The organism is Pseudoduganella sp. jia 9, from assembly GCF_055502615.1.
Genome location: NZ_JBUPWE010000026.1, coordinates 30,656 through 51,366, shown reverse-complemented (window position 1 = coordinate 51,366; position 20,711 = coordinate 30,656). Strand labels below are relative to the sequence as shown.

Genomic DNA, 20,711 nt, shown 5'->3' with positions numbered 1-20,711 from the left:
AAAACGGCGGCCCGCGGGCCGCCGTTTTTAATTGTGCATCGTGCGGATCACTTCACGCCATGCATCAGCTTCTGGATCAGCGGTGCCAGCAGGAACAGCAGCACGCCGCCCAGCACCAGCGACCAGAAGCCGAAGTTGTAGCCGGACAGCGCCGACTCCACCGACATGCCCGATTCGCCGGACACGTGCGAGGCGAAGATGCCGGACAGGTTGTTGCCGATGCCGGTCGACAGGAACCAGCCGCCCATGCCGAGGCCGACCAGGCGGGTCGGCGCCAGCTTGGTCACCATCGACAGCCCGATCGGCGACAGGCACAGCTCACCGATGGACTGGATCACATACACCATGAACAGCGTCCAGAACGGGATCTTGCCGTCGACGACCATCGTCTTCAGTGCGAACACCAGCAGCAGGAAGGCAAGGCCGTTGAAGATCAGGCCCAGGCCGAACTTGCGCGGGATCGATGGCTCGACATTGCGCTTCGCGGTGAAGATCCAGATCGCCGCGATGACCGGGGCACAGGTGATGATGGCGATCGAGTTCACGCTCTGGAACCAGGCGGTCGGGAAGATCCAGTCGCCGAAGGCGCGGTTGACGATGTTCTCGGCCAGGAACGTGAACGAGCTGCCGGCCTGTTCGAAGAACATCCAGAACAGGATGTTGAACGCGAAGATGATCATCATCGCCCATACCTTGTCGCGGGCCACGGGGCCGTTGCGGTAGCCTTCGACCAGCAGCATCACCGCCAGCAGGATGAACAGCACGGTCAGCACGCCCTGCAGCTGCTGCGCGCCGACGGCCAGCAGCGCGAAGACGACGGGGATCGTGGCCAGGCAGCCGGCGATCACGTACAGCACGCGGGCCGTACCCGCCGCCTGCGTCTCGGGCATGCCGATGCCCTTCAGTTCCCTGCGGCCGATGAAGAACCACACCAGCGAGATCAGCATGCCGATGCCGGAGGCGATGAACACCACCTTGTACTCGGGCATGTCGCCGGTATTGAAGACATACTGGGCCAGGTGCTGGGTGAGGATCGGCGCAATGAAGGCGCCCGCGTTGATCCCCATGTAGAAGATCGTGAAGCCGCTGTCGCGGCGCGAATCGGCCGCGGCATACAGCTTGCCGACCATCGTCGAGATGTTCGGCTTGAACAGGCCGTTACCGGTGATGATGGTGGCCAGGCCCACCTTGAAGATGGTGGGGTCGGGCACGGCGATCATGAACAGGCCTGCCGCCATGAACGCTGCGCCGATGAGGATGGAACGCTGGTAGCCGAGCACCCGGTCGGCTACATAGCCGCCGAAAAGCGCCGCCGCATAGACGAGCGCGAGATACGAACCATAGGTGAGGTTTGCGTCGGCCTCACCGGAAGCCGCGCCACCGTGGAATTGGGCGACGATATACAGCACCAGCGCCCAACGGATGCCGTAGAACGCGAAGCGCTCCCAGAACTCCGTCATGAACAACATCCACAGTGGAGCGGGATGCCCCAAAATCTGTTTGAATTCGGGGATGGCCGTGTCAACTGCCTTGCTTGAACCGCTCATGCGGCATCTCCTGAAAAAAAAGTGGCCATTGTAATGTACCCCGTCCGTTTGTCGACGGATTCGTGTGGTGCGACGCAGCAATATGGTTCGTTTGAAAAGATTGCAATCCTCTTACGCCGCCGATGTCGTATATTGGCAGCCATACGGGGGCAATTCGCATTATTTGAATAAAGGACTTACGCACCATGGAACAAGGTTTTGTCGATACTCTGATTTCACCCGAAGGCAAGCTCGAAGTACTGTCGAAAGCGGAAGTGGTCAAGCTGCTCGATACCGGCAAGGGCGGCCTGTACGAGATATTCCGCCAGTGCGCGCTGGCCGTGCTCAATTGCGGCAGCACCATCGACGACGGCAAGGAACTGCTGGACCGCTACAAGTCCTTCGATATCAACATCCTGCAGCGCGAGCGCGGCATCAAGCTCGAGATAAAAGGCGCACCGGCCATCGCGTTCGTCGACGGCAAGATGATCAAGGGTATTCACGAGCACCTGTTCGCGGTGCTGCGCGATATCGTCTTCGTCAGCAACGAAGTGACCGATAACCCGAAATTCGACCTGTCCCGCACCGAAGGGATTACCGATGCGGTATTCCATATCCTGCGCAATGCAAATGTGCTGCGGCCGCAAACCAATCCCAACCTGGTAGTGTGCTGGGGCGGCCACTCGATCAACCGGGCCGAATATAACTATACAAAGGAAGTGGGTTATCAACTGGGCCTGCGCGCGCTCGATATCTGCACCGGCTGCGGTCCCGGCGCGATGAAGGGCCCGATGAAAGGCGCCACGATCGGCCATGCCAAGCAGCGCTTCATCAATGGCCGTTATCTCGGCATCACGGAACCCGGCATCATCGCCGCCGAATCGCCGAACCCGATCGTCAACGACCTGGTGATCATGCCGGACATCGAAAAGCGGCTCGAAGCATTCGTGCGCACTGGCCACGGCATTATCGTATTCCCGGGCGGCGCCGGCACGGCCGAAGAGATCCTGTACATCCTCGGCATCCTGCTGCATCCGGAAAACGCCGAGATTCCGTTCCCGCTGATCTTCACGGGACCGGAATCGTCGCGCGATTACTTCGTTCAGATCAACGAGTTCATCGGCCTGACGCTGGGCGAAGCCGCGCAGCAGCGCTACAAGATCATCGTCGACGATCCTGAATCGGTGGCGCGTGAAATGCAGGAGGGGATCAAGCAGGTGCGCGAGTACCGCAAGGCGCGCAGCGATGCCTATTACTTCAACTGGGCGCTGCGCATCGACGAGGAATTCCAGCGGCCGTTCTCGCCCACGCACGAAAACATGCGCAACCTGAAGCTGCACAAGAACCAGCCGGTGCACGTGCTGGCCGCGCACCTGCGGCGCGCCTTCTCCGGCGTGGTGGCCGGCAACGTGAAGGCCGACGGCATCCGCGCGATCGAAGCACACGGCAATTTCGAGATCCACGGCGACGCCGCCATCATGGAACCGATGGACCGGCTGCTGGCATCGTTCGTGGCACAGAGCCGCATGAAGTTGCCGGGCAAGGCGTATGTGCCTTGCTACCGCGTGGTGATGTAAGCCGTTTTCGTCCTCGCGCCGTGCCGACATCCTGGACGGCAAGTGCCATCGGTCCTGTCTGACAGCACCCGCTAGAAAAAACGCGCGGTAGAAGCCGCGCGTTTTTCGGAGGGCAGGGAAGAGGTCAGTCTTCCTTGCGCAGGTGTGGGAACAGCAACACGTCGCGGATGTTCGGCGAGTCGGTCAGCAGCATGATCAGGCGATCGATGCCGATGCCGCAGCCGCCAGCCGGCGGCATGCCGTATTCGAGCGCGCGAATGTAGTCGGCGTCGTAGTACATCGCCTCGTCGTCGCCGGCTTCCTTGGCGGCCACCTGGGCCAGGAAGCGGGCTGACTGGTCTTCCGCGTCGTTCAGCTCGGAGAAGCCGTTGGCGATCTCGCGGCCCACCATGAACAGCTCGAAGCGTTCGGTGATGCCCTTGCGGGTGTCGGAGGCGCGCGCCAGCGGCGAGACTTCTTCCGGGTAGTCGATGATGAACGTCGGCTCCCACAGCTGCGCTTCGGCGGTTTCCTCGAACAGCGCCAGTTGCAGCGCGCCCAGGCCCGAGTGGGCATGCGGCTTGACGCCGAATTTCTTCAGCTCGGCCTTGATGAATTCCGCGTCTTCCAGCTGCTCGTTCGTGTAGTGCGGCGCGAACTTGTTGATCGCGCCGACGATCGTCAGGCGGTGGAACGGTTTCGACAGGTCCAGCTCGCGGCCGCCGTAGGTCAGTACCGCGGAGCCGTGCGCATCGACGGCGGCCTGGCGGATCACGGCTTCGGTGAAGTTCATGATCCACTGGTAATCCGTGTACGCGGCGTAGAACTCCATCATCGTGAACTCGGGATTGTGACGGATCGACACGCCCTCGTTGCGGAAGTTGCGGTTGATCTCGAACACGCGGTCGAAGCCGCCCACCACCAGGCGCTTCAGGTACAGCTCGGGCGCGATGCGCAGGAACATCTGCATGTCCAGCGCATTGTGGTGCGTGATGAACGGCTTGGCCGCGGCACCGCCGGGGATCGTGTGCAGCATCGGCGTTTCCACTTCCATGAACTCGTTTTCCTGCATGAAGCGGCGGATCGACGAGATGGCGGCGGTGCGGGCCTTGAACGTGCGGCGCGTGTCCTCGTTCATGATCAGGTCCACGTAGCGCTGGCGGTACTTGGTTTCCTGGTCGGCCAGGCCGTGGAACTTGTCCGGCAGCGGGCGCAGCGACTTGGTGACCAGGCGCAGCTCGCTGACCTTCACGGTCAGTTCGTCGGTCTTGGTCTTGAACAGCGTGCCCTTCACGCCCAGGATATCGCCCAGGTCGTAGGTGCGGAACGCTTCCATCGCCGCTTCACCGGTGACGTCCAGCGTCACGTAAATCTGGATACGGCCGTCGCAGGCCTTGCCGGACGAATCCTGCAGCGTCGCGAACGCGGCCTTCTTGCCGGCTTCGCGCTTGAGCATCATCCGGCCTGCCAGCACCACGGGAACCGGCTCGGCTTCGAGTTCCTCGCGCGACTTGCCGGCGAATTGCGCCTGCAGGTCGGCCGCCTTGTGCTCGGGGCGGAAGTCGTTCGGGAAGGCGATGCCCTGTTCGCGGATCGCGGCCAGCTTGGCGCGGCGCTCGGCGATGATCTTGTTGTCGTCGAGGCCTGGCGCCTGGTCCTGGCCTTGACCCTGGATTTCGCCTTGATTTTCGGTCGTCATGATTACTGTGCTTGTTGAATGTATGAAGTGGAGTCGAACAGGGCTTCGATGTCGAGGTCCGTGAAGTCGCGGGCGACGCAGATGACGTTGTCGAATTCGGCGAAGGCTTCGGCCGGCAGCGTGGTGGTCAGCACGACGGCGCGCATGCCGGCGCGGCGCGCGGCTTCCACGCCCAGCGGGGCATCCTCGAACACGATGCAGTGCTCGGGCGCGGCGCCGCAGCGTTCGGCCGCCAGCAGGAACACGTCCGGATTCGGCTTGCCGCGTGCGACGTCGGCCGCACCGACCACGGCGTCGAAGTGGCGGCGCAGGTCGAGGCCATCGAGCGTGAACACGATGTTCGCCGGAGGCGCCGCCGTGGCCACGGCCAGGCGGACATCCTGCTCCTGCGAGGCTTCGATGAACTGGTCGAAGCCGGCCACCGTTTCCAGGTGCGGCGCGTACAGCTCGCGGTACAACTCTTCCTTCTCGGCGTCGAGCAGTACCGTGTCTTCCTTCGTCAGCTCGGCGCCGAGGTAGGTGCGCATGATTTCATGGCCCTGGCGGCCGGCCGTCGCGCGGAAGAAGTCGTCCGCGTCGATCGCATGGCCGCGCCGTTCGAAGAAGGCAACCCACGACTTCGTGTGAAACGCCATGTTGTCGACGATCGTGCCGTCCATGTCGAAGATGAACGCGCGGGGAGCATGATGGCTCATGCGTCAGACCCCTTGCTTGAGCGAGGCGGCGATGAAATCGTCCAGGTCGCCGTCCAGCACGTTCTTCGTGTTGCCGGTCTCGAAGCCGGTGCGCAAGTCCTTGATGCGCGACTGGTCCAGCACGTAGGAACGGATCTGGTGGCCCCAGCCCACGTCGGTCTTGGAATCTTCCAGCTTCTGCTGCTCGCTCATGCGCTTGCGCAGTTCCTGCTCGTACAGCTTGGCCTTCAGCATTTCCATGGCCTCGGCCTTGTTGCGGTGCTGCGAGCGGTCGTTCTGGCACTGCACGACGATGCCCGACGGCGCGTGCGTCAGGCGCACCGCGGAGTCGGTCTTGTTGATGTGCTGGCCGCCGGCGCCGGACGCGCGGTAGGTGTCGATGCGCAGGTCGGCCGGGTTGATCTCGATGTCGATCGAGTCATCCACTTCCGGATAGACGAACAGCGACGTGAACGACGTGTGGCGGCCGTTGGCGCTGTCGAACGGCGACTTGCGGACCAGGCGGTGAACGCCGGTCTCGGTGCGCAGGTGGCCATAGGCGTAGTCGCCCTCGACTTTCAGCGTGGCGGTCTTGATGCCGGCCACTTCACCCTCGGATTCTTCCATCACCTCGACCTTGAAGCCCTTGCGTTCGCAATAGCGCAGGTACTGGCGCAGCAGCATCGAGGCCCAGTCCTGCGCCTCGGTGCCGCCGGCGCCGGCCTGGATGTCGATGAAACAGTTGTTCGGGTCCATCGGGTTGTTGAACATCCGGCGGAATTCCAGGCCTTCGATGACCTTGGCGATCTCCGCGGTGTCGGCGATCACCGCTTCGAGCGTGTCGTCGTCGTTCTCTTCCTTGCCCATCGCGAACAGCTCGGCCATGTCGGCCAGGTCGCTTTTTGCCTTCACCAGCGTCTCGACGATGGCTTCCAGGGCTTTCTTTTCGCGGCCCATGTCCTGGGCTTTTTTCGGGTCGTTCCAGACCGCCGGATCTTCCAGTTCGGCGTTCAGTTGTTCCAGTTTCTCCGACTTCTTATCGAAGTCAAAGATACCTCCGAAGTTCGTTCTCGCGGGCCGTCAGGTCTGCGAGCTGGGCGGCGAGGGAATTGATGCGTTCTGCTTCCATGATTTTTCTGTCTCTTTAGAGGGCGATCAAACCTCCGATTATACCTTACGGGGCGGGCTGCGAGGCGCCGGCGCCGCTGTCGCGGAGGCCGGCGCCCGCAGAGGCCACGCGATCTCAGCGCCAGGCCGTGATCAGCCGCAGGATTCCCCATACGGCGATGGCGTACAGCGCGATCAGCACCAGGCAGCCGGCAGCCGTGGGCGTGGTGAACCAGCCGTCGTACGGCAGACCCAACCGTTTGAGCAGCGGGACGCCGAAGGCCAGCGCCAGCAGGCCGGGCATCAGGATGGCGTCGACGACCGGTCCGGAAGCGGTGGACCGGTCGAGCCAGAATACACCGAGCAGATAACACGGAACGGCGGCGGCGGCGATTCGCGGCCCCCAGGAACGGATTGACATACAGCCTCCACGGTGCGGTCGGCGTGCCGACGGGAAGGCGATTATGCATGGCGCGCAGGGATCGGCCGCTGAGCTGGCTCACGCTCGGTGCTGAGTTGCTGAGGTACAACGCAGATGGCAAAACCACCAATCCGTAGTGTGAAATTGACCAGTCCGACGGCAATGGTTTACGGCAGTTAAACGATTAACTAGAATCGCCTGCACATCGTTTCGCTGGAGCGTCCATGGATCGAAGAAACTGCCTCATCGCCCTGTCGGCGCTGGCCTGTTCCGCCACCGGCTGCGCCGTGTCGCCGGGCCGGGAAGACATGGCGCCGCTGCTGCCGCAGCAGGGCAATCCGCTCGGTGCGGCATTGGATTCGTACCGGCGCTGGCTCAGCCGCAGCGCCGACCCGGCCGTGGCGCTGGGCGAAGACCGGCGCCTGGCCGACAATATCGTGTCGTGGCAGATGCCGCACGGCGGCTTCTACAAGGAGACCCGGTGGTACGCGAACCGGTGGGATGGCAAGGCCGCCCGTTCCGGCTGGCTTGGCGCCGGCGGCGTGGAACTGGGCACGATCGACAATGGCGCCACCGTGGCTGAAATCCTCGTGCTGGCCGACGTGTACGGCCGCAGCGGCGATGCGGTCTACCGCGCCAGCGCCCGCAAGGCGATGGATTTCCTGCTGGCGATGCAGTATCCGACCGGCGGCTTCCCCCAGGTGTATCCGGCGCGCACCGGCACGGTCTATTCGAACCGCGTGACATTCAACGACAACGCCATGATCCGCGTGCTGAAACTGCTCGACGACGCGGCCCGGCAGGAAGCACTATTCGCCGCCGGCTTCTTCACGGCGGAGCAGCGTGGCCGCATGGGCGAGGCGGTCGAACGGGCGGTCGGCTTCATCCTGGCGGCACAGATCGTGCAAGACGGCGTGAAGACGGTCTGGTGCGCCCAGCACGATCCGTTCACCCATGCGCCCGCCACCGGCCGTTCGTTCGAACTGCCATCGAAGAGCGGCCAGGAATCGGTGCTGGTCATTGCCTTCCTGATGAGCCGCCCGCAAACCCCGGCGGTGGCTGCCGCGGCGAAGGCGGGCGTGGCGTGGTACCGGCGCGGCGCGGTGCAGATGAAGGATACCGTGTTCGATCCGCGCAGTACCCGCGCCGCCGGCGCCAATCCGTTCGTGCACCGGCCGGGCGCAACCGCGTGGTACCGCTTCTATGACCTGGCCACCGACACCGGCTTTTTCTGCGGCCGCCAGCCGACCGACAATCCGCCCGGCGTCGGCAAGCAGTACGACATCATGAAGATCGGCGCGGAGAGCCGCTATACCTACCAGTGGGGCGGCGATTACGGGACGCGCATTCTCGCCTACGCGGAACGGGTCGCTTACTGACGACTGGCTGCTGAAGGCTGGCTACCGAGGGCTGCTTGCCGAGGGCCTGACATCGATGCGGGACGATGCCACGTGAAAAAGGCGCCGACCGGCCGGCCGGCGCCTGCCGCGGGTCCCGCCGAAAGACTGCGGGACAGGATGGTGCGTTACCGGGCCTGTCGGCGGCGCAGCGCGAGGCCGACCAGGGCCATGCCGCCCAGCATCATGCCGTACGTTGCCGGTTCCGGCACGGCCGAAATGGTCAGCGTGTAGGCGCCTGTGCCGTCGAATTCGGTGAGTGCATACGAGCCGGTGGTGAACGTGGGATTATCTTCGCTGCCACCGTAGAGCTGGGGACCATCGGCGATCAGCAGGGTTTGCTCGCTGGTGAAGTCGTCCAGGCTCAAGCCGCCGCCGACCTTGGAGTGGAAGAAGGAAATGTCGGCAAGATTGAAGACGGCATTGGGGAACACGCCGACCACGTCGAAGTAGGTGAGGCCGGATTCGGGAAGCGAGAGGTCCGGTGCCACGTCCGTATCGAGCTGCCAGCTTGCCGTGTAGTCTCCGCTGATGCTGAACTGGTAGAGCTCGGCGTTAGCCACTCCGGCACAGAGGAGAGACGCTGCGATTGCGGTGCTGGTGAAGAGACGTTTCAGATTCATTGCAATCCCCACAAGATAATTTTCATATATACCCATGTGCCGCAACGGGCCTCACGGCATTGACAACACTATCATGAAACTTGCCATTCTTTGAGCATTGGCGTTGCTTTTTCCATATCCAGGGGATTATGTCGTATCGGCGCCGTTTGCGAGCGCGCCCGGGCCGCAGCGGCGCCAGTCCGCACCGTTTTCAGCGGTGCCGAATCGCGCGGCCATGAACAATATTCCCCGTGACCGGCCCTGCCTTATCGCGGTGGTACCAGCAGCCGCGCCGCCGCCCACGCCAGCGCCGAGTAAAGCCCGATGATCGCCAGGCATGGCAGCAGGGTTGGCACGACGACCGCCTCGCCCGCCGTCAGGCCCAGCGGCGCCAGCACGGGATTCCAGGCCAGCAGCAGGATCAACCCGGGCGCCGCCAGCAGCGACAGCGCGCCTTCCAGCCAGCCCGGCAGGCCGAGCGCGAACGCCCGTACCGCGCCGATGGCGAGCAGGAAGTAGGCCGCCGTGATGGCGGCGGCCAGTGCCGGGATGTGGCGGCGCGGGATCACCGTGGCTGCTGCTCCTGTCGTGCTTGCGTCATGCGCCGGCTCAGCGCAGCTGCTGCAGCGCGCGCACGTCGCGGATGTCGATCGTGCCGTCGCGGTTGATGTCGCGGCGGTCGCCCGGAGTGTACACCGCGGCGCCGCGCTGCGCCGTCAGCAGCGCCGCATCGGCCGGCCCCACCACACCGTCGTTATCCAGGTCGCCCGCTTTCTTCGGATAGAACTGCCAGTGCGAGTACGCCTCGGTGCTGCCGATCGTCGTCAGGCGGGCGCTGTTGCTGCCCTGCAGGACCACCAGCGAGATCGCGCGGTAAGGGCCGTCCACCGACTGGAACCTGTCCGACGCCAGCTCCACCTCGACGTTGTTGGCGCCTGGCGCCAGCGTGCGCGAGGCGTTCACCAGTTCGATGTCTTCGCCGTTCGGGCCCACCACCTTGAACGAGATCTGGTAGAAGCCGCCGTTGGCCACCGTGACCGGGAAGGCCAGACGGAAGCGGTCGATGTGGCCGTCGCGCAGGATCGGCGTGGTGGTCAGCTGCGGCTGCACTTCAATCGCGCCGGCGCACAGTTGCGCAAGGCTGGCGTTGAACGTGCCCGCATCGCGTTTGCGGTAGACCAGCGTGAATTCCTGCTCGCCCAGTTCCAGCGCATCGATCAGGGCCACGTTGTATGGGCCTTCGACACCCAGCTTGCTGCGGATGTCGACTGCCTTGTACTCCGCGGTGGCACGGCCGGCGCCGGTGCCGTAGTCGGCTGCCTTGCGCACGTCGATCGACTTGCCGTTCGGCGCCGTCAGGCGGATCAGGGTGGAATAGCGCGCCGCCTTGCGCACGTTGAACCCGAAATCGACCTTCAGCCCGGCGACGCAGCTGTTCGCGCCGGTCTGCGTCGTCAGTGCGATGGTGGCGTTGTCCAGCAGCGGGGACACGGCTTTCACATGGGCCGTGGCGGTACGGTTGAGCGTGCCTTTCGGCGTCGGGATCGCCACGCTGCCGGTGATGGTGTAGTCGCCTGGCGCCGTGAACGTGTGATCGATGCTGTAGACCCCATCGTCGGCTTTTCCATCGGCACCCTGGCCGTCGTCCGCGGCCGCCAGCGGCGCCCCGCCGTTCAGTGCGATGGTCGGGTTCAGGCCCGTGATCGGCTGGCCGTCGTCCAGCACCAGCACGCCGAGCGAGACGTCCTCGCCGACCAGCAGCGTGGTGCGTTCGACGGCCATGCCCACTTCGTATCGGGAGCGGGCGAAGATCGTGCCCAGCGCCACCGTCTTGCCGGGAGCGGCCGGGAAGGCCAGGCGGATCGTCCAGGTGCCGTCCACCGGTTCCGGCAGTTCGGCGACCTCGAAGATGCCGCCGGGCAGCGGCGGCGTGTTCAACGCGCCGGGCAGGAAGCGCACGCGCGGATCGCCCGGCGCGACGACGACGTTGCCGGCCGGGTCGAGCACGGTCAGCGTGGCACCGTCGACCGGCGCGATCAGCTCGATGCGCAAGCCGTCGGCACCGGATACGGCGAAGGGGATGTCGAGCGACGTGGCGCCCGGCACGATGGCGCCGGACACGGTGGCCGGCGTGTTCACGGCCACCGGCACGGTTTGCGCGTGCGCGGGCGTGGCAACGGTTGCCAGCGTCGCCAGCGGCGCCAGTGCCGCCAGCGCCGCGGCCACCATCGCACGGCTGCCCGCCCTCTTGAATTGATCGGTAGTTTTCATCTCGGCTCTCTGCATTATTTGAGGGGGATCGTCGTGTCGAGGATCGTGTTGACGTTATTGCCGTTCTTCACGGTGCTGTGGTTCGCCGGGCTGTTACCCAGCGGCGTGCCATAGCCCGGATTGGCGGAGTTCTCGGTCACCACGATATCGTTCGCCTGCGCGCCGCCGGCCTGGTTCAGCGTGTAGGTCAGCACGGTGCGCGTGCCCCACAGCCGGCCCGGCACGGTGGTCAGCGTCAGCGGTGCGGAGCGGAAGTCGCGCAGCACGCGCCATGCGCGCTCGGCGCCGTAGTGCGCCACGGAAGGGAACAGCGGCGACGATTCGTTCGTCGTCAGGTCGTTGTCGCCGTTCAGGTCGGCGTTCGCGCCGAATGTGTAGGTCCCGGAGATATTGCCGCGCAGGCCGCTCGACAGCGCCGACGTGGCCGCATAGGTGGTCAGGTCCGCCAGGCCGGGCAGCTGCGGGCCCTGGCCGAACGTCCAGGTGTCGATGTAGGCCGCGGCGAAGCCGTTAGGGTCCTGGCCGTTGGCGATCTTCTCGTCCGCCTCGGTCTTGGCGATGATCGACATGTCGGCCGCCACGCTGCCCAGGTGGGGCGTGGACAGCGTGGACAGCGAGACGATCTCGAACTCCGGCCCCAGCGCCTGCAGGCCCTGGGTATCGAGCCCGCCCTTGCTGTGCGCGATGACGTGGACCTTGTCCGCCTTCAGCGGCTCGAGGAAGTTGGCGATCTGCGTGTTCAGCTCGCGCGCATTGGCGGCCACCGAGCCATTGCCGCCGGCACCCTGGCCCAGCGAGAAGCGGGTGAACAGCACGCCGCGCTCTTCCAGCGCACGCAGCACGCCGTTGGCCGACGCTTCTTCCCAGGTGGACAGGTTGGCCGAGATGCCGTGTTGCAGCACGTAAGGCGGCGTGGCCTCGAATTCCACCGATACCCAGTCCACCGACATGCACCAGTTGTCGAAGTTGTTGGCGGTGTCGATGTCGATCAGCAGTTCGTTATCCTGGCCGAACTTCAGTTCCTCGATCGGCACGATGATCGAATCGTCCGTCCAGGTCTGGTCGAAGCCTTCCAGTGTTTTCTTGAACTTGCCGTTGAAGCTGACCCGGTCGACTTCGGGAGCGTACGTGCCGTCGGTCGGCGACTTGTCGTCGATGTCGAACACGGGGAAGCGGATGGTCGCCTGCGCCGACAGCACGCCGTTGGCCACCAGCTTGCCCGGGTCCTTCAGCGTGCCGTCGCCGTTCAGCTGGGCATCGTTGACGACTTTCGGCAGCGGGATGCGGATGCGCAGCGGGCTGCCGCTGCGGAAGGTGCAGCCGGTGTCGAGGCCGGTACCGGAATCGACGACATACACGCCGAGTTTTTCCTCCGGCGGCGGGAACGGCGACGACGTCTGGGCCATCGCGGGCGCGGCGCATGCCGCGGCAATCAGCGCCGCCAGCGGCGCCTGTTTCAGGATCTGCATGGTGGTCTCCGGCTCAGTTGGCGATGACGGGGTCGAACAGCATGACGGCATCGCCGCGCGGGGCGATCCGGCCGCTGATGCGCTTGCCGACCTGGCTCTTCGAGATTTCGCCGGCGACCGACACCCACTCGACGGCGCCATTGGCCAGCTTGATCTGCGCCCGGCGGCCTTCCACGGCGATGACCGTGGCGGTCACGGCGCGGGGAGCCTGCGCGGTGGCGGCCGGCGCCTGCTTGACGACCGGTTGCTGGGCCGATGCCGGCGCGGCGGCGGCCAGTGCCAGCGCCGCGGCGGCACCGGCGGCGCGCACGCGGCGGCGGCCCGCCAGGGCCATGCCCGCGGCGCCGATCAGCAGCAGCGCAAGGCTGCCCGGTTCCGGCACCGCGGTGCCGCCGGGAGCGATGGCGAAGGCCACGCGCGCGGCGCCGAAGTTCGTATCGAGGTCGCCGAAATCGCTGGACAGGAAGATCAGCCCGGCATCGTTCAGGTCGAGCTGGACCGCCGTCGCGGCGCTGGCGGCCAGCGCTTCGAATGTCAGCGTGAGGAAGCGGAAGTCGTTGGCCTGGCCGGCATCGAGCGCGGCGGCGCTATTGCCGGAAACCCCGAACGCATCGATCCTGCCGCCGTTCGCGGCCGCGTCACCGTTGAAGCCGAACGAACCTGCCTCGGGCAGGTCGAGTTCGTTGCGCTGCGATGCGGGGTCGGTGAAGCCGAAGCCCGTGAGCTTGAGCAGGCCGCTGTCGAACAGCACATCGATGTCGAAGCCGGACAGCGAATCGTTGGCGGCGCCGGTCAGGCCGCCGATGCGGAAATCGACGCTGATGCTCTGGCCGACGCTGTACATGCTGGCGGCGGTGGACAGGTTGATGGTTGCCGCGTGCAACGGTGCTGCGCACAGTGCGGACACCGCCACAGCCCGCAGGCAACGGCGAAGGATGGATGAAATGGTCACATGGTCCTCGTTTTGGAAAATGTCGTTATCGGCACGAACGTACCGGCGAGCTCATCAGCAAAATATATGCCAGATTGATAATCTTCCTCAGAAACAAGTACTTAAAAAAGTGCTAAGTTTTGATCTATCTCAAGATGTAAAGAAACCCGACAGTTTGGAAACGCGCCGCATCTATTGTCGGGACGCCCATCCCTTGCGTATCATGGCCGGTCTTTCACCATTCGTTCACTGATGAAACATCCCGCACCGAACCGCCACTTACTGCTTTGCCTGCCGCTGCTGCTGGCTGGCTGCGCCACGATGCCGGGCGGCGTGCCCGCCGGCAGCCAGGCCACCGTTGCCATTCTTGAAACGACGGACCTGCACGCCAATGTCGTCAGCTACGACTACTACAAGCTGGCACCCGAGCCGTCGATCGGGCTGGAACGCACGGCCACGCTGATCGCGCAGGCCAGGGCGCAGTTCCCGAACAACGTGCTGCTCGATAACGGCGACACGATCCAGGGCACCGCGCTGTCGGACTACCAGGCGTTGGTGCAGCCGCTCGATTGCGATGCCACGCTGGCGATCTACAAGGCGTTCAATGCGCTCGGATACGACGGCACGGGGATCGGCAACCACGATTTCAACTACGGCCTCGCTTACCTGAACCAGGTAACGGGCAGCCGGTTCGATGTCGAAGGGGTGGAGGAGGGCAGGCGCTGCGCCGGCCCGGCATTCCCGCAGGTATTGGCCAACGTGGTCAGCGTGAAATCGCACCAGCCGCTGTTCAAGCCTTACGCGATCATCGACAAGCGCATCACGGCCACCGCGCCGGACGGGCGCCAGGTGCCTGCCACGCTCCGTGTCGGCATCATCGGTTTCACGCCCCCCACCATTCTCACGTGGGACAAGCGCTGGCTCGAGGGCAAGGTGGTGGCCGAAGGCGTGCGTGAAACCGCTCTGCGCTACATTCCCGAGATGCGGGCGCAGGGGGCCGACATCGTGGTGGCGATTTCCCACGGCGGCCTCGATGCCGCGCCGTATTCGCCGTCGATGGAGAACGGCAGCTGGCACCTGGCGCGCGTGCCGGGCATCGACGTTATGCTGATCGGCCATTCGCACCAGGTGTTCCCGAACGCGGCCAGCAGCGTGCCGCAGTTCGACCTGCCCGGCGTGGACAAGGCCAGGGGCCTGGTGCACGGCGTGCCGACCGTGATGGCCGGCCTGTGGGGCAATCACCTGGGCGTGATCGGCCTGTCGCTGGCCTGGAACGGCAAGGCCTGGGTGATCGACAAGGCGCGCACCACGGTCGAGGCGCGGCCGATCGCCGCCGGCCGCGACGCGGTGGCCGCCGACCCCGCCATCGCACCGCTGGTCGAAGCGGAACACGCCGCCACCATCCGCTATGTGAAAACCCCGGTCGGCAAGACCGACTTCCGCATGTCCACGTATTTCGCCGACGCGGGCGACGTCAGCGCCATCCAGGTGGTCAACCAGGCACAGGCTGCCTACCTGCGCGACTACGTGCAGGCCAACCTGCCGCAGCTGGCGCATTTGCCGGTGCTGTCGGTGTCGTCGCCGTTCAAGAGCGGATCGGCCGGCGTGACCGATTACACGGACGTGCCGGCCGGTGGCATCGCGCTGAACAACGCGGCCGACCTGTACCTGTACCCGAACGCGCTGTACGGCGTGAAGGTGACCGGCGCCGGGCTGCACGCATGGCTGGAGAAGGCGGCCGGGCGCTTCAACACGATCGACCCGCGCCGCGGCGAACCGCAGGAACTGGTCAATACCGGCTTCCCCGGCTATAACTTCGACGTGCCGTCCAGCGCCGAGCTGCGCTACGAGATCGACGTCACGCAGCCACCCGGCCAGCGCGTGAAGAACCTGCAATTCCGCGGCGCGGCGGTCGTGCCCGCACAGGAATTCCTGGTCGCGACAAACAACTACCGCGCCAGCGGCGGCGGCGCGTTTCCCGGCCTCGACGGCAGCAGCACGGTGGTGGCCGCGCCGGACAACAACCGCGACGTGCTGATCGCGTACATCCGCAAGCAGGGCCAGCTGACCCGCGCCCTCCATGGCAGCAGCCGCAGCTGGCGCTTCGCGCCGGTGGCGACAGCCGGCCCGGTGGTGTTCCGCTCCGCGCCCGGCAAGGAGGCGCTGGCGCGCGAAGCCGGGCTGGCGAACGTGCGCGAGCTGCGTGCCGACGATGGCGGCGGCAAGGGCTACGCGCTGTACACGATCGACTTGGCGCGATGAGGAAGGCCAGCATGGCGGTCGCGCTGCTGGTGTCGTTCACCATGCCTGCCGGCGCAGCGGACCTGGACGCCGCGCGCGCGGCAATGAACGGGCCAGCGTCGGGCTGGGCGCCCGCGCTGGCCGATCTCGCCGCCGGGGCACGGGCCGGCGATGCCAGGGCCGCATGGCTTGCCGGGCTGATGGTTCGCAACGGCAAGGGCACCGCTGCCGACAGCGCGGCGGCCGCCATCTGGCTGGAACAGGCCGCGCGCGGTGGCGTGCCGGAAGCGATGTTCGTGCTCGGTAACATGCGCGTCGAAGGCGAGGGCGGCAGCATCGATCGCGCCGCCGGGCGCGCCTGGCTGGAGCGGGCCGCTGCGCTGGGCCATCCGGCGGCGCTGCAACAGCTCGCGCAGATGGCGTACGAAGCCGGAGCCGGCGATCGCGCGAACGCGCTGCTCAAGGAGTCGGCGCACGCCTTGAAGCACCTGCCCGGCGCTCCCGTGGCCAGCGACTGACAGCCACCGCATCCAGCGTGCCTGCTGCCGCGGCCTCACTCCGGCACATGCACCCGCGCCTTCACATGCTTCAGGTTCGCCACGATGGTAAACGTCATGATCACCAGCAGCGACCAGGCGCTCCATTTGCTGACGTGCACGACTGACCAGGCGCCCAGCTGGTCCGGGTAGCGCCACACGCCCACCAGCGTGCCGAGGTTCTCGGCGACCCAGATGAAGAAGCCGGTCAGCACGAAGCCCAGCAGCAGCGGCATCTGCCGGTCGCGGTCCAGCGGACGGAAGATCACGGTGGTGCGCGCATACAGGCCGAGCGCGCACGCCGCCAGGTACCAGCGGTAGTCGCCGATATAGTGGTGGGTGTAGAAATTCACGTAGATCAGGATTGCGATCGCGGCGGCCATCGGGTGCGGCGGATGGTGGCGGATGCGCAGGTCGAGCAGACGCCAGGCCTGGATGATGTAGCTGCCGATGGCCGCATACATGAAGCCCGAGAACAGCGGCACGCCGAACAGCTTGGTGTGGCCGAAATCCGGGTAGCTCCACGAGCCGATCTGCGTCTTGAAGACTTCCAGCGCGAAGCCGACCACGTGGAACAGGCCGATGGCCTTGACTTCGTCCCATGTCTCCAGCCGGGTCGCCAGCATCCAGGCCTGGATCGCCAGGGCCACGGCCAGCAGCACGTCGTAGCGGGGAATGCCCAGCAGGCCGGTGCGCGGCACCACGAACATCGCCAGGAAGAACAGGCCGGCGAACAGGCAGGCGCGCGCCTCCTTGATGCCGAAGTACAGCAGTTCGACGAGCGGCCGCTGGGCCGGCCGCAGGTGGCGGGGGCGGGCGTCGGTCAGGTGGGCGTCGAGCGGAGCCAGCATCGTCGCGCCCGCCCGCTCAGTGGGTTTTCTTCTGCTGCTGGACGAGGATGAACGGGCTGACCACGCACGCCCACAGCGAGGCATCCGCTTCCAGCCAGGCCTGGGCCTGCTGGTCCGATACCTTGGCGATCTGGCCGGCGGCCATCCACTGGCCCACGCTGGCCTTGTCGTCGTGGGCGATGCGGACGGCCACTTCGACCAGGTCCATCTCGTCCGCGATCCACACCACGTTGCCGGAGGCGAAGTGGCGCATCAGTTCGCTCCATGGCAGGCGGCCCGTTTCGCGGTTCACTTTCTGGCGCAGTTCGGTATCTTTATCGGGATTCAATTGCATGTCGGTCAATTTCTACTGGGATCGGGTTCGACGGTGGGTGTCGGCTTGCCTTCCCATGTTAACCGATAGACCAGTCCTTTGCGAACGTTGCCGACCAGCGCCGGCCGGAAGCAGGCGAGATTGGTGCCGCCCGCGCGCCGCACGCTGGGGTAGATGATGCCGGTCGAGCCGGCGACCAGCAGCCGCTCGGCCAGCAACTGCGACGTTTCATAGCTGTCCGGCGCCAGGCAGGCGGCGAATTCCGGCAGGCCGCGGATGTCGTGGAACTGGGCCGTGAAATCGGCCAGCATGGCCTGGTAGGTGACGCTGTCGTCGAAGCGGCCGATTTCGGCATACTCGACGGTCTTGTGGAAAATGACTTCGGCCAGCGCCGTCTCGGGCTCGAACGCGCAGTACCAGGCACCCCGTTCGCCATCGTTGAACCGGCTGCCTTCGGGGCGTGGGTAGGTGTACGCGGCGTTGACGATGCGAAAATTCGGCACGTGCGACAGCAGCTCGTCGATGCCGATGCCGGGTGCGCCGCCGTGTTCGGCGAGCAGGCGCGCGTTGGTGGCGTTATCGAGCTCGAACAGGTCGGCCAGTTCGGCGTCGCTGTCGGCCAGCGGCGCCAGCACCGAATCTTCGAGGTCAGCGAAGCGGGACGGTATCAGCCGGCATGTGTCGAACTGGCGCAACTGCCGCAGCGGCGGCACGGGCAGGACCGGCGTGCCCGCCGCTGAATGAGATGGCACATTCGATGGCACATTCGATGCCGGGGGCGGCGGCGAAGGCGGCAATTACAGGCCTCCCCGGCGCGCATCGACCAGCTTGCGCACGGTCTGCATCGCCGGCATGGCGCCGGCCAGCATGTACGCCAGCGGGCTGCTGCCCCGGAAGATGGTATTGCTATTGGGTAATTTTATCCATTCGTCGGCGAGTTTTGCGCCGTAGAGGATGTGCAGGGATTTGTAGATGCCCAGCAGGTAGGAGATACGGGTGATGCGGTCAACTTCGAGCACGCGGTCGGGATTGCGTTTCCATTCGTAGAACGTGCTGCCCGAGGGGCCGCCCAGCAGTTCGCGGGCTTCGTCCTCGCGCAGGTTCCAGGCTTCGGCAAGCTTGAAAAAGCCCTTCAGGGCGGAACGGGAGAGCCGTTCCCGTGCTTCGCGGCTGTTCAGGTCGACGGGCGGCGCCGGCTCGTAGCGCGACTTCGGGTAGACATAAGGGAAAGCCAGGGATTGGGCAGGGGAAGAATGCATAAAACCTCCGTATCTGGAGGTTTTATACTCCGTTTTCGGACTTGCTGCAAGTGCCGCACCGTTGTCACCTGTGCCGCCACACGCCGCCAAGGGTGTGCGCGGCGCCTGCACCGCCACGGCATGTCCGGCTGCCGCGCTCCTCCGGCATGCCGGTTCCCTACGCCGGTTCGGCGTGCTCGACCATCAATTGCACCCGCGTGGTGCCGTTGTATTCGTTGGCATCGAGCCGGAAGGCGACGCGCGCGCGGTCGCCCAGCGCGTCCGTGCGGCCGAACCAGATCGCATCGTAGCGTGCGCCATTGCGCTCCAGCAGCAGCTTCAGGTGGCGTTCCTTCAGGATGCGCTGGCTGACCACGCGGAATTCGTCGCAGAACACGGGCGGCGCGAAACCCTGGCCCCACACGATGCCGTCCATCAGTTCGATGAACTGCGTGGTGAAATAGGCATCTTCCAGAGGCCCATCCGTTTCGATGACCCGTTCCAGTTGCTGTTCGGTGAGCCAGGCCTGGCCGACCGCCTCGAAAGCCGCTGAAAACGCGTCGAAAGCATCGGCGCGGATCGACAGGCCGGCCGCCATCGCATGGCCGCCGAACTTGTCGATCAGGCTGGGCGCGCGCTTCGACACCAGGTCGAGCGCGTCGCGCAGGTGGAAGCCGGCGATCGAACGGCCGGAGCCCTTGATCCAGCCGTCGCCGGCCGGCGCGAACGTGATCGTGGGCCGGTAGAATTTTTCCTTCAGGCGCGAGGCCACGATGCCGATCACGCCCTGGTGCCAGGAATCGTCGAACACGCAGATCGTCGAGCTTTGCGAGGGCTGGAAATCGTCCAGGTGCAGCAGCGCCGTATCCTGCATCTCGGCCTCGATCTCGCGGCGCTTCAGGTTGATTTCGTTGAGCTGCTGGGCCAGCGCCCAGGCGCGGCCCTCGTCGTCGGTGATCAGGCATTCGATGCCGAGCGACATGTCCTGCAGCCGGCCCGCCGCGTTCAGCCGCGGCCCCAGCGCAAAGCCCAGGTCGAACGGCGTGGCGCAGCGCGCCTGGCGCCCGGCCACGCGGAACAGCGCGGCCACGCCGGCATGCATGCGGCCGGCGCGCATCCGCTTCAACCCCTGCGCCACCAGGATGCGGTTGTTGGTGTCCAGTTTCACCACGTCGGCGACGGTGCCCAGCGCCACCAGGTCCAGCAGCGAATCGAGTTTCGGCTGGGTTTGCGCATCGAACACGCCGCGCCGGCGCAGTTCGGCCCGCAGGGCGAGCAGCACGTAGAACACGACGCCGACCCCCGCCAGGTTCTTCGACGGGAAGCCGCAGGCCGGCTGGTTCGGGTTGACGATCACGCGCGCATCGGGCAACCGGTCGCCCGGCAGGTGATGGTCGGTGACCACCACTTCGATGCCGCGCCGCTTCGCCTCCTCCACGCCATCGATGCTGGCAATGCCGTTGTCGACGGTGAGGATGATGTCCGGCGCTTTCTCGCGCGCGGTCAGCGCAACGATTTCAGGTGTGAGGCCGTAGCCGTATTCGAAGCGGTTCGGTACGATGAAGTCGACATTTGCGCCCATCGCGCGCAGGCCGCGCAGCGCAACGGCGCAGGCGGTGGCGCCATCGCAATCGTAGTCGGCCACGATCACCATGCGCTTGTTCGCGGCGATCGCATCGGCCAGGAACACGGCGGCGGCATCGATGTGCAGCAGGCCGGAGGGCAGGATCAGTGCCGACAGTTCGGAAGACAGGTCCTTCGGATCGGTCAGCCCGCGGGCGGCGAACAGGCGTGCCAGCACGGGGTGGATGCCTCCCTGGCGCAGCATTTCCGATTCGCGGAAAGGGCAGGGGCGGTGGGCAATACGGGTCATGTAGTC

19 protein-coding genes are annotated in these 20,711 nt (G+C 65.5%); 4 read left to right on the top strand and 15 right to left on the bottom strand.

What is annotated here, in order from left to right:
• Positions 1–47 precede the first annotated feature (47 nt).
• Positions 48–1,469, bottom strand: a complete 1,422-nt coding sequence (locus ACY34H_RS27505) for a peptide MFS transporter (RefSeq protein WP_464980629.1) — start codon at positions 1,467–1,469, stop codon at positions 48–50.
• A 263-nt stretch (positions 1,470–1,732) separates the two neighbouring features.
• On the opposite strand from ACY34H_RS27505, the gene ppnN reads away from it, so the two are divergent.
• Positions 1,733–3,103, top strand: a complete 1,371-nt coding sequence (gene ppnN / locus ACY34H_RS27500) for a nucleotide 5'-monophosphate nucleosidase PpnN (protein WP_464980608.1) — start codon at positions 1,733–1,735, stop codon at positions 3,101–3,103.
• A 124-nt stretch (positions 3,104–3,227) separates the two neighbouring features.
• Here the strand turns inward: ppnN and lysS are convergent, their stop codons facing one another.
• From lysS to ACY34H_RS27480, 4 genes are all read right to left on the bottom strand, one after another.
• Entirely contained in the window at positions 3,228–4,781 is a 1,554-nt protein-coding gene (lysS, locus tag ACY34H_RS27495; RefSeq protein ID WP_464980607.1) for a lysine--tRNA ligase, read from the bottom strand.
• A gap of 2 nt (positions 4,782–4,783) precedes the next feature.
• Entirely contained in the window at positions 4,784–5,476 is a 693-nt protein-coding gene (locus tag ACY34H_RS27490) for an HAD family hydrolase (RefSeq protein ID WP_464980606.1), read from the bottom strand.
• A gap of 3 nt (positions 5,477–5,479) precedes the next feature.
• A protein-coding gene (gene prfB, locus ACY34H_RS27485; RefSeq protein ID WP_464980605.1) for a peptide chain release factor 2 occupies positions 5,480–6,584 on the bottom strand; the annotation gives its coding sequence in 2 pieces (ribosomal slippage) (positions 5,480–6,502 and positions 6,504–6,584; 1,104 coding nt in all).
• A 114-nt stretch (positions 6,585–6,698) separates the two neighbouring features.
• On the bottom strand, positions 6,699–6,983 hold the full coding sequence (locus ACY34H_RS27480; protein WP_464980604.1) for a hypothetical protein: 285 nt from the start codon (positions 6,981–6,983) through the stop codon (positions 6,699–6,701).
• Between the two features lie 224 nt (positions 6,984–7,207).
• On the opposite strand from ACY34H_RS27480, the gene pelA reads away from it, so the two are divergent.
• Positions 7,208–8,362, top strand: coding sequence for a pectate lyase (gene pelA, locus ACY34H_RS27475; RefSeq protein ID WP_464980603.1), 1,155 nt, complete (start codon positions 7,208–7,210; stop codon positions 8,360–8,362).
• A 146-nt stretch (positions 8,363–8,508) separates the two neighbouring features.
• Here the strand turns inward: pelA and ACY34H_RS27470 are convergent, their stop codons facing one another.
• From ACY34H_RS27470 to ACY34H_RS27450, 5 genes are all read right to left on the bottom strand, one after another.
• Positions 8,509–9,003 carry a PEPxxWA-CTERM sorting domain-containing protein gene (locus ACY34H_RS27470; RefSeq protein WP_464980602.1) on the bottom strand — a complete coding sequence of 165 codons (495 nt, stop codon included), beginning with the start codon at positions 9,001–9,003 and terminating at the stop codon, positions 8,509–8,511.
• A gap of 245 nt (positions 9,004–9,248) precedes the next feature.
• Positions 9,249–9,551: a hypothetical protein gene (locus ACY34H_RS27465; RefSeq protein WP_464980601.1), complete on the bottom strand. Its 303-nt coding sequence runs from the start codon at positions 9,549–9,551 to the stop codon at positions 9,249–9,251.
• A 40-nt stretch (positions 9,552–9,591) separates the two neighbouring features.
• Positions 9,592–11,253 carry a choice-of-anchor X domain-containing protein gene (locus ACY34H_RS27460; protein ID WP_464980600.1) on the bottom strand — a complete coding sequence of 554 codons (1,662 nt, stop codon included), beginning with the start codon at positions 11,251–11,253 and terminating at the stop codon, positions 9,592–9,594.
• Positions 11,254–11,267: 14 nt separating this feature from the next.
• Positions 11,268–12,722: an esterase/lipase family protein gene (locus ACY34H_RS27455; RefSeq protein WP_464980599.1), complete on the bottom strand. Its 1,455-nt coding sequence runs from the start codon at positions 12,720–12,722 to the stop codon at positions 11,268–11,270.
• 13 nt (positions 12,723–12,735) lie between these two features.
• Positions 12,736–13,605 (bottom strand): PEP-CTERM sorting domain-containing protein, encoded by an 870-nt coding sequence (locus ACY34H_RS27450; RefSeq protein ID WP_464980598.1) that lies wholly within the window; start codon positions 13,603–13,605, stop codon positions 12,736–12,738.
• A gap of 300 nt (positions 13,606–13,905) precedes the next feature.
• On the opposite strand from ACY34H_RS27450, the gene ACY34H_RS27445 reads away from it, so the two are divergent.
• Positions 13,906–15,915: a bifunctional 2',3'-cyclic-nucleotide 2'-phosphodiesterase/3'-nucleotidase gene (locus ACY34H_RS27445; RefSeq protein WP_464980597.1), complete on the top strand. Its 2,010-nt coding sequence runs from the start codon at positions 13,906–13,908 to the stop codon at positions 15,913–15,915.
• Complete coding sequence (locus ACY34H_RS27440) at positions 15,912–16,412, top strand: tetratricopeptide repeat protein (RefSeq protein ID WP_464980596.1); 501 nt, start codon at positions 15,912–15,914, stop codon at positions 16,410–16,412. Before ACY34H_RS27445 ends, ACY34H_RS27440 begins: the two co-directional genes overlap by 4 nt.
• Before the next feature lie 35 nt (positions 16,413–16,447).
• Here ACY34H_RS27440 and ACY34H_RS27435 read toward each other — a convergent pair whose 3' ends face one another.
• From ACY34H_RS27435 to recJ, 5 genes are all read right to left on the bottom strand, one after another.
• On the bottom strand, positions 16,448–17,281 hold the full coding sequence (locus ACY34H_RS27435; RefSeq protein WP_464980595.1) for a DUF817 domain-containing protein: 834 nt from the start codon (positions 17,279–17,281) through the stop codon (positions 16,448–16,450).
• Between the two features lie 16 nt (positions 17,282–17,297).
• A complete protein-coding gene (locus ACY34H_RS27430) occupies positions 17,298–17,615 on the bottom strand; it encodes a DUF2288 domain-containing protein (protein ID WP_464980594.1) in 318 nt (105 codons plus the stop codon).
• 5 nt (positions 17,616–17,620) lie between these two features.
• Positions 17,621–18,346 (bottom strand): RES family NAD+ phosphorylase, encoded by a 726-nt coding sequence (locus ACY34H_RS27425; protein WP_464980593.1) that lies wholly within the window; start codon positions 18,344–18,346, stop codon positions 17,621–17,623.
• 45 nt (positions 18,347–18,391) lie between these two features.
• Positions 18,392–18,853, bottom strand: coding sequence for a DUF2384 domain-containing protein (locus tag ACY34H_RS27420; protein WP_464980592.1), 462 nt, complete (start codon positions 18,851–18,853; stop codon positions 18,392–18,394).
• Positions 18,854–19,010: 157 nt separating this feature from the next.
• Positions 19,011–20,705, bottom strand: a complete 1,695-nt coding sequence (gene recJ / locus ACY34H_RS27415) for a single-stranded-DNA-specific exonuclease RecJ (protein WP_464980591.1) — start codon at positions 20,703–20,705, stop codon at positions 19,011–19,013.
• Positions 20,706–20,711: the final 6 nt, after the last annotated feature.

Coding starts and splice junctions, on each gene's coding strand:
- ACY34H_RS27505 (WP_464980629.1), bottom strand. CDS start 1,469: ATGTTGTTCATGACGGAGTTCTGGGAGCGCTTCGCGTTCTACGGCATC.
- ppnN (WP_464980608.1), top strand. CDS start 1,733: ATGGAACAAGGTTTTGTCGATACTCTGATTTCACCCGAAGGCAAGCTC.
- lysS (WP_464980607.1), bottom strand. CDS start 4,781: ATGACGACCGAAAATCAAGGCGAAATCCAGGGTCAAGGCCAGGACCAG.
- ACY34H_RS27490 (WP_464980606.1), bottom strand. CDS start 5,476: ATGAGCCATCATGCTCCCCGCGCGTTCATCTTCGACATGGACGGCACG.
- ACY34H_RS27480 (WP_464980604.1), bottom strand. CDS start 6,983: ATGTCAATCCGTTCCTGGGGGCCGCGAATCGCCGCCGCCGCCGTTCCG.
- pelA (WP_464980603.1), top strand. CDS start 7,208: ATGGATCGAAGAAACTGCCTCATCGCCCTGTCGGCGCTGGCCTGTTCC.
- ACY34H_RS27470 (WP_464980602.1), bottom strand. CDS start 9,003: ATGAATCTGAAACGTCTCTTCACCAGCACCGCAATCGCAGCGTCTCTC.
- ACY34H_RS27460 (WP_464980600.1), bottom strand. CDS start 11,253: ATGAAAACTACCGATCAATTCAAGAGGGCGGGCAGCCGTGCGATGGTG.
- ACY34H_RS27455 (WP_464980599.1), bottom strand. CDS start 12,722: ATGCAGATCCTGAAACAGGCGCCGCTGGCGGCGCTGATTGCCGCGGCA.
- ACY34H_RS27445 (WP_464980597.1), top strand. CDS start 13,906: ATGAAACATCCCGCACCGAACCGCCACTTACTGCTTTGCCTGCCGCTG.
- ACY34H_RS27440 (WP_464980596.1), top strand. CDS start 15,912: ATGAGGAAGGCCAGCATGGCGGTCGCGCTGCTGGTGTCGTTCACCATG.
- ACY34H_RS27435 (WP_464980595.1), bottom strand. CDS start 17,281: ATGCTGGCTCCGCTCGACGCCCACCTGACCGACGCCCGCCCCCGCCAC.
- ACY34H_RS27430 (WP_464980594.1), bottom strand. CDS start 17,615: ATGCAATTGAATCCCGATAAAGATACCGAACTGCGCCAGAAAGTGAAC.
- ACY34H_RS27420 (WP_464980592.1), bottom strand. CDS start 18,853: ATGCATTCTTCCCCTGCCCAATCCCTGGCTTTCCCTTATGTCTACCCG.
- recJ (WP_464980591.1), bottom strand. CDS start 20,705: ATGACCCGTATTGCCCACCGCCCCTGCCCTTTCCGCGAATCGGAAATG.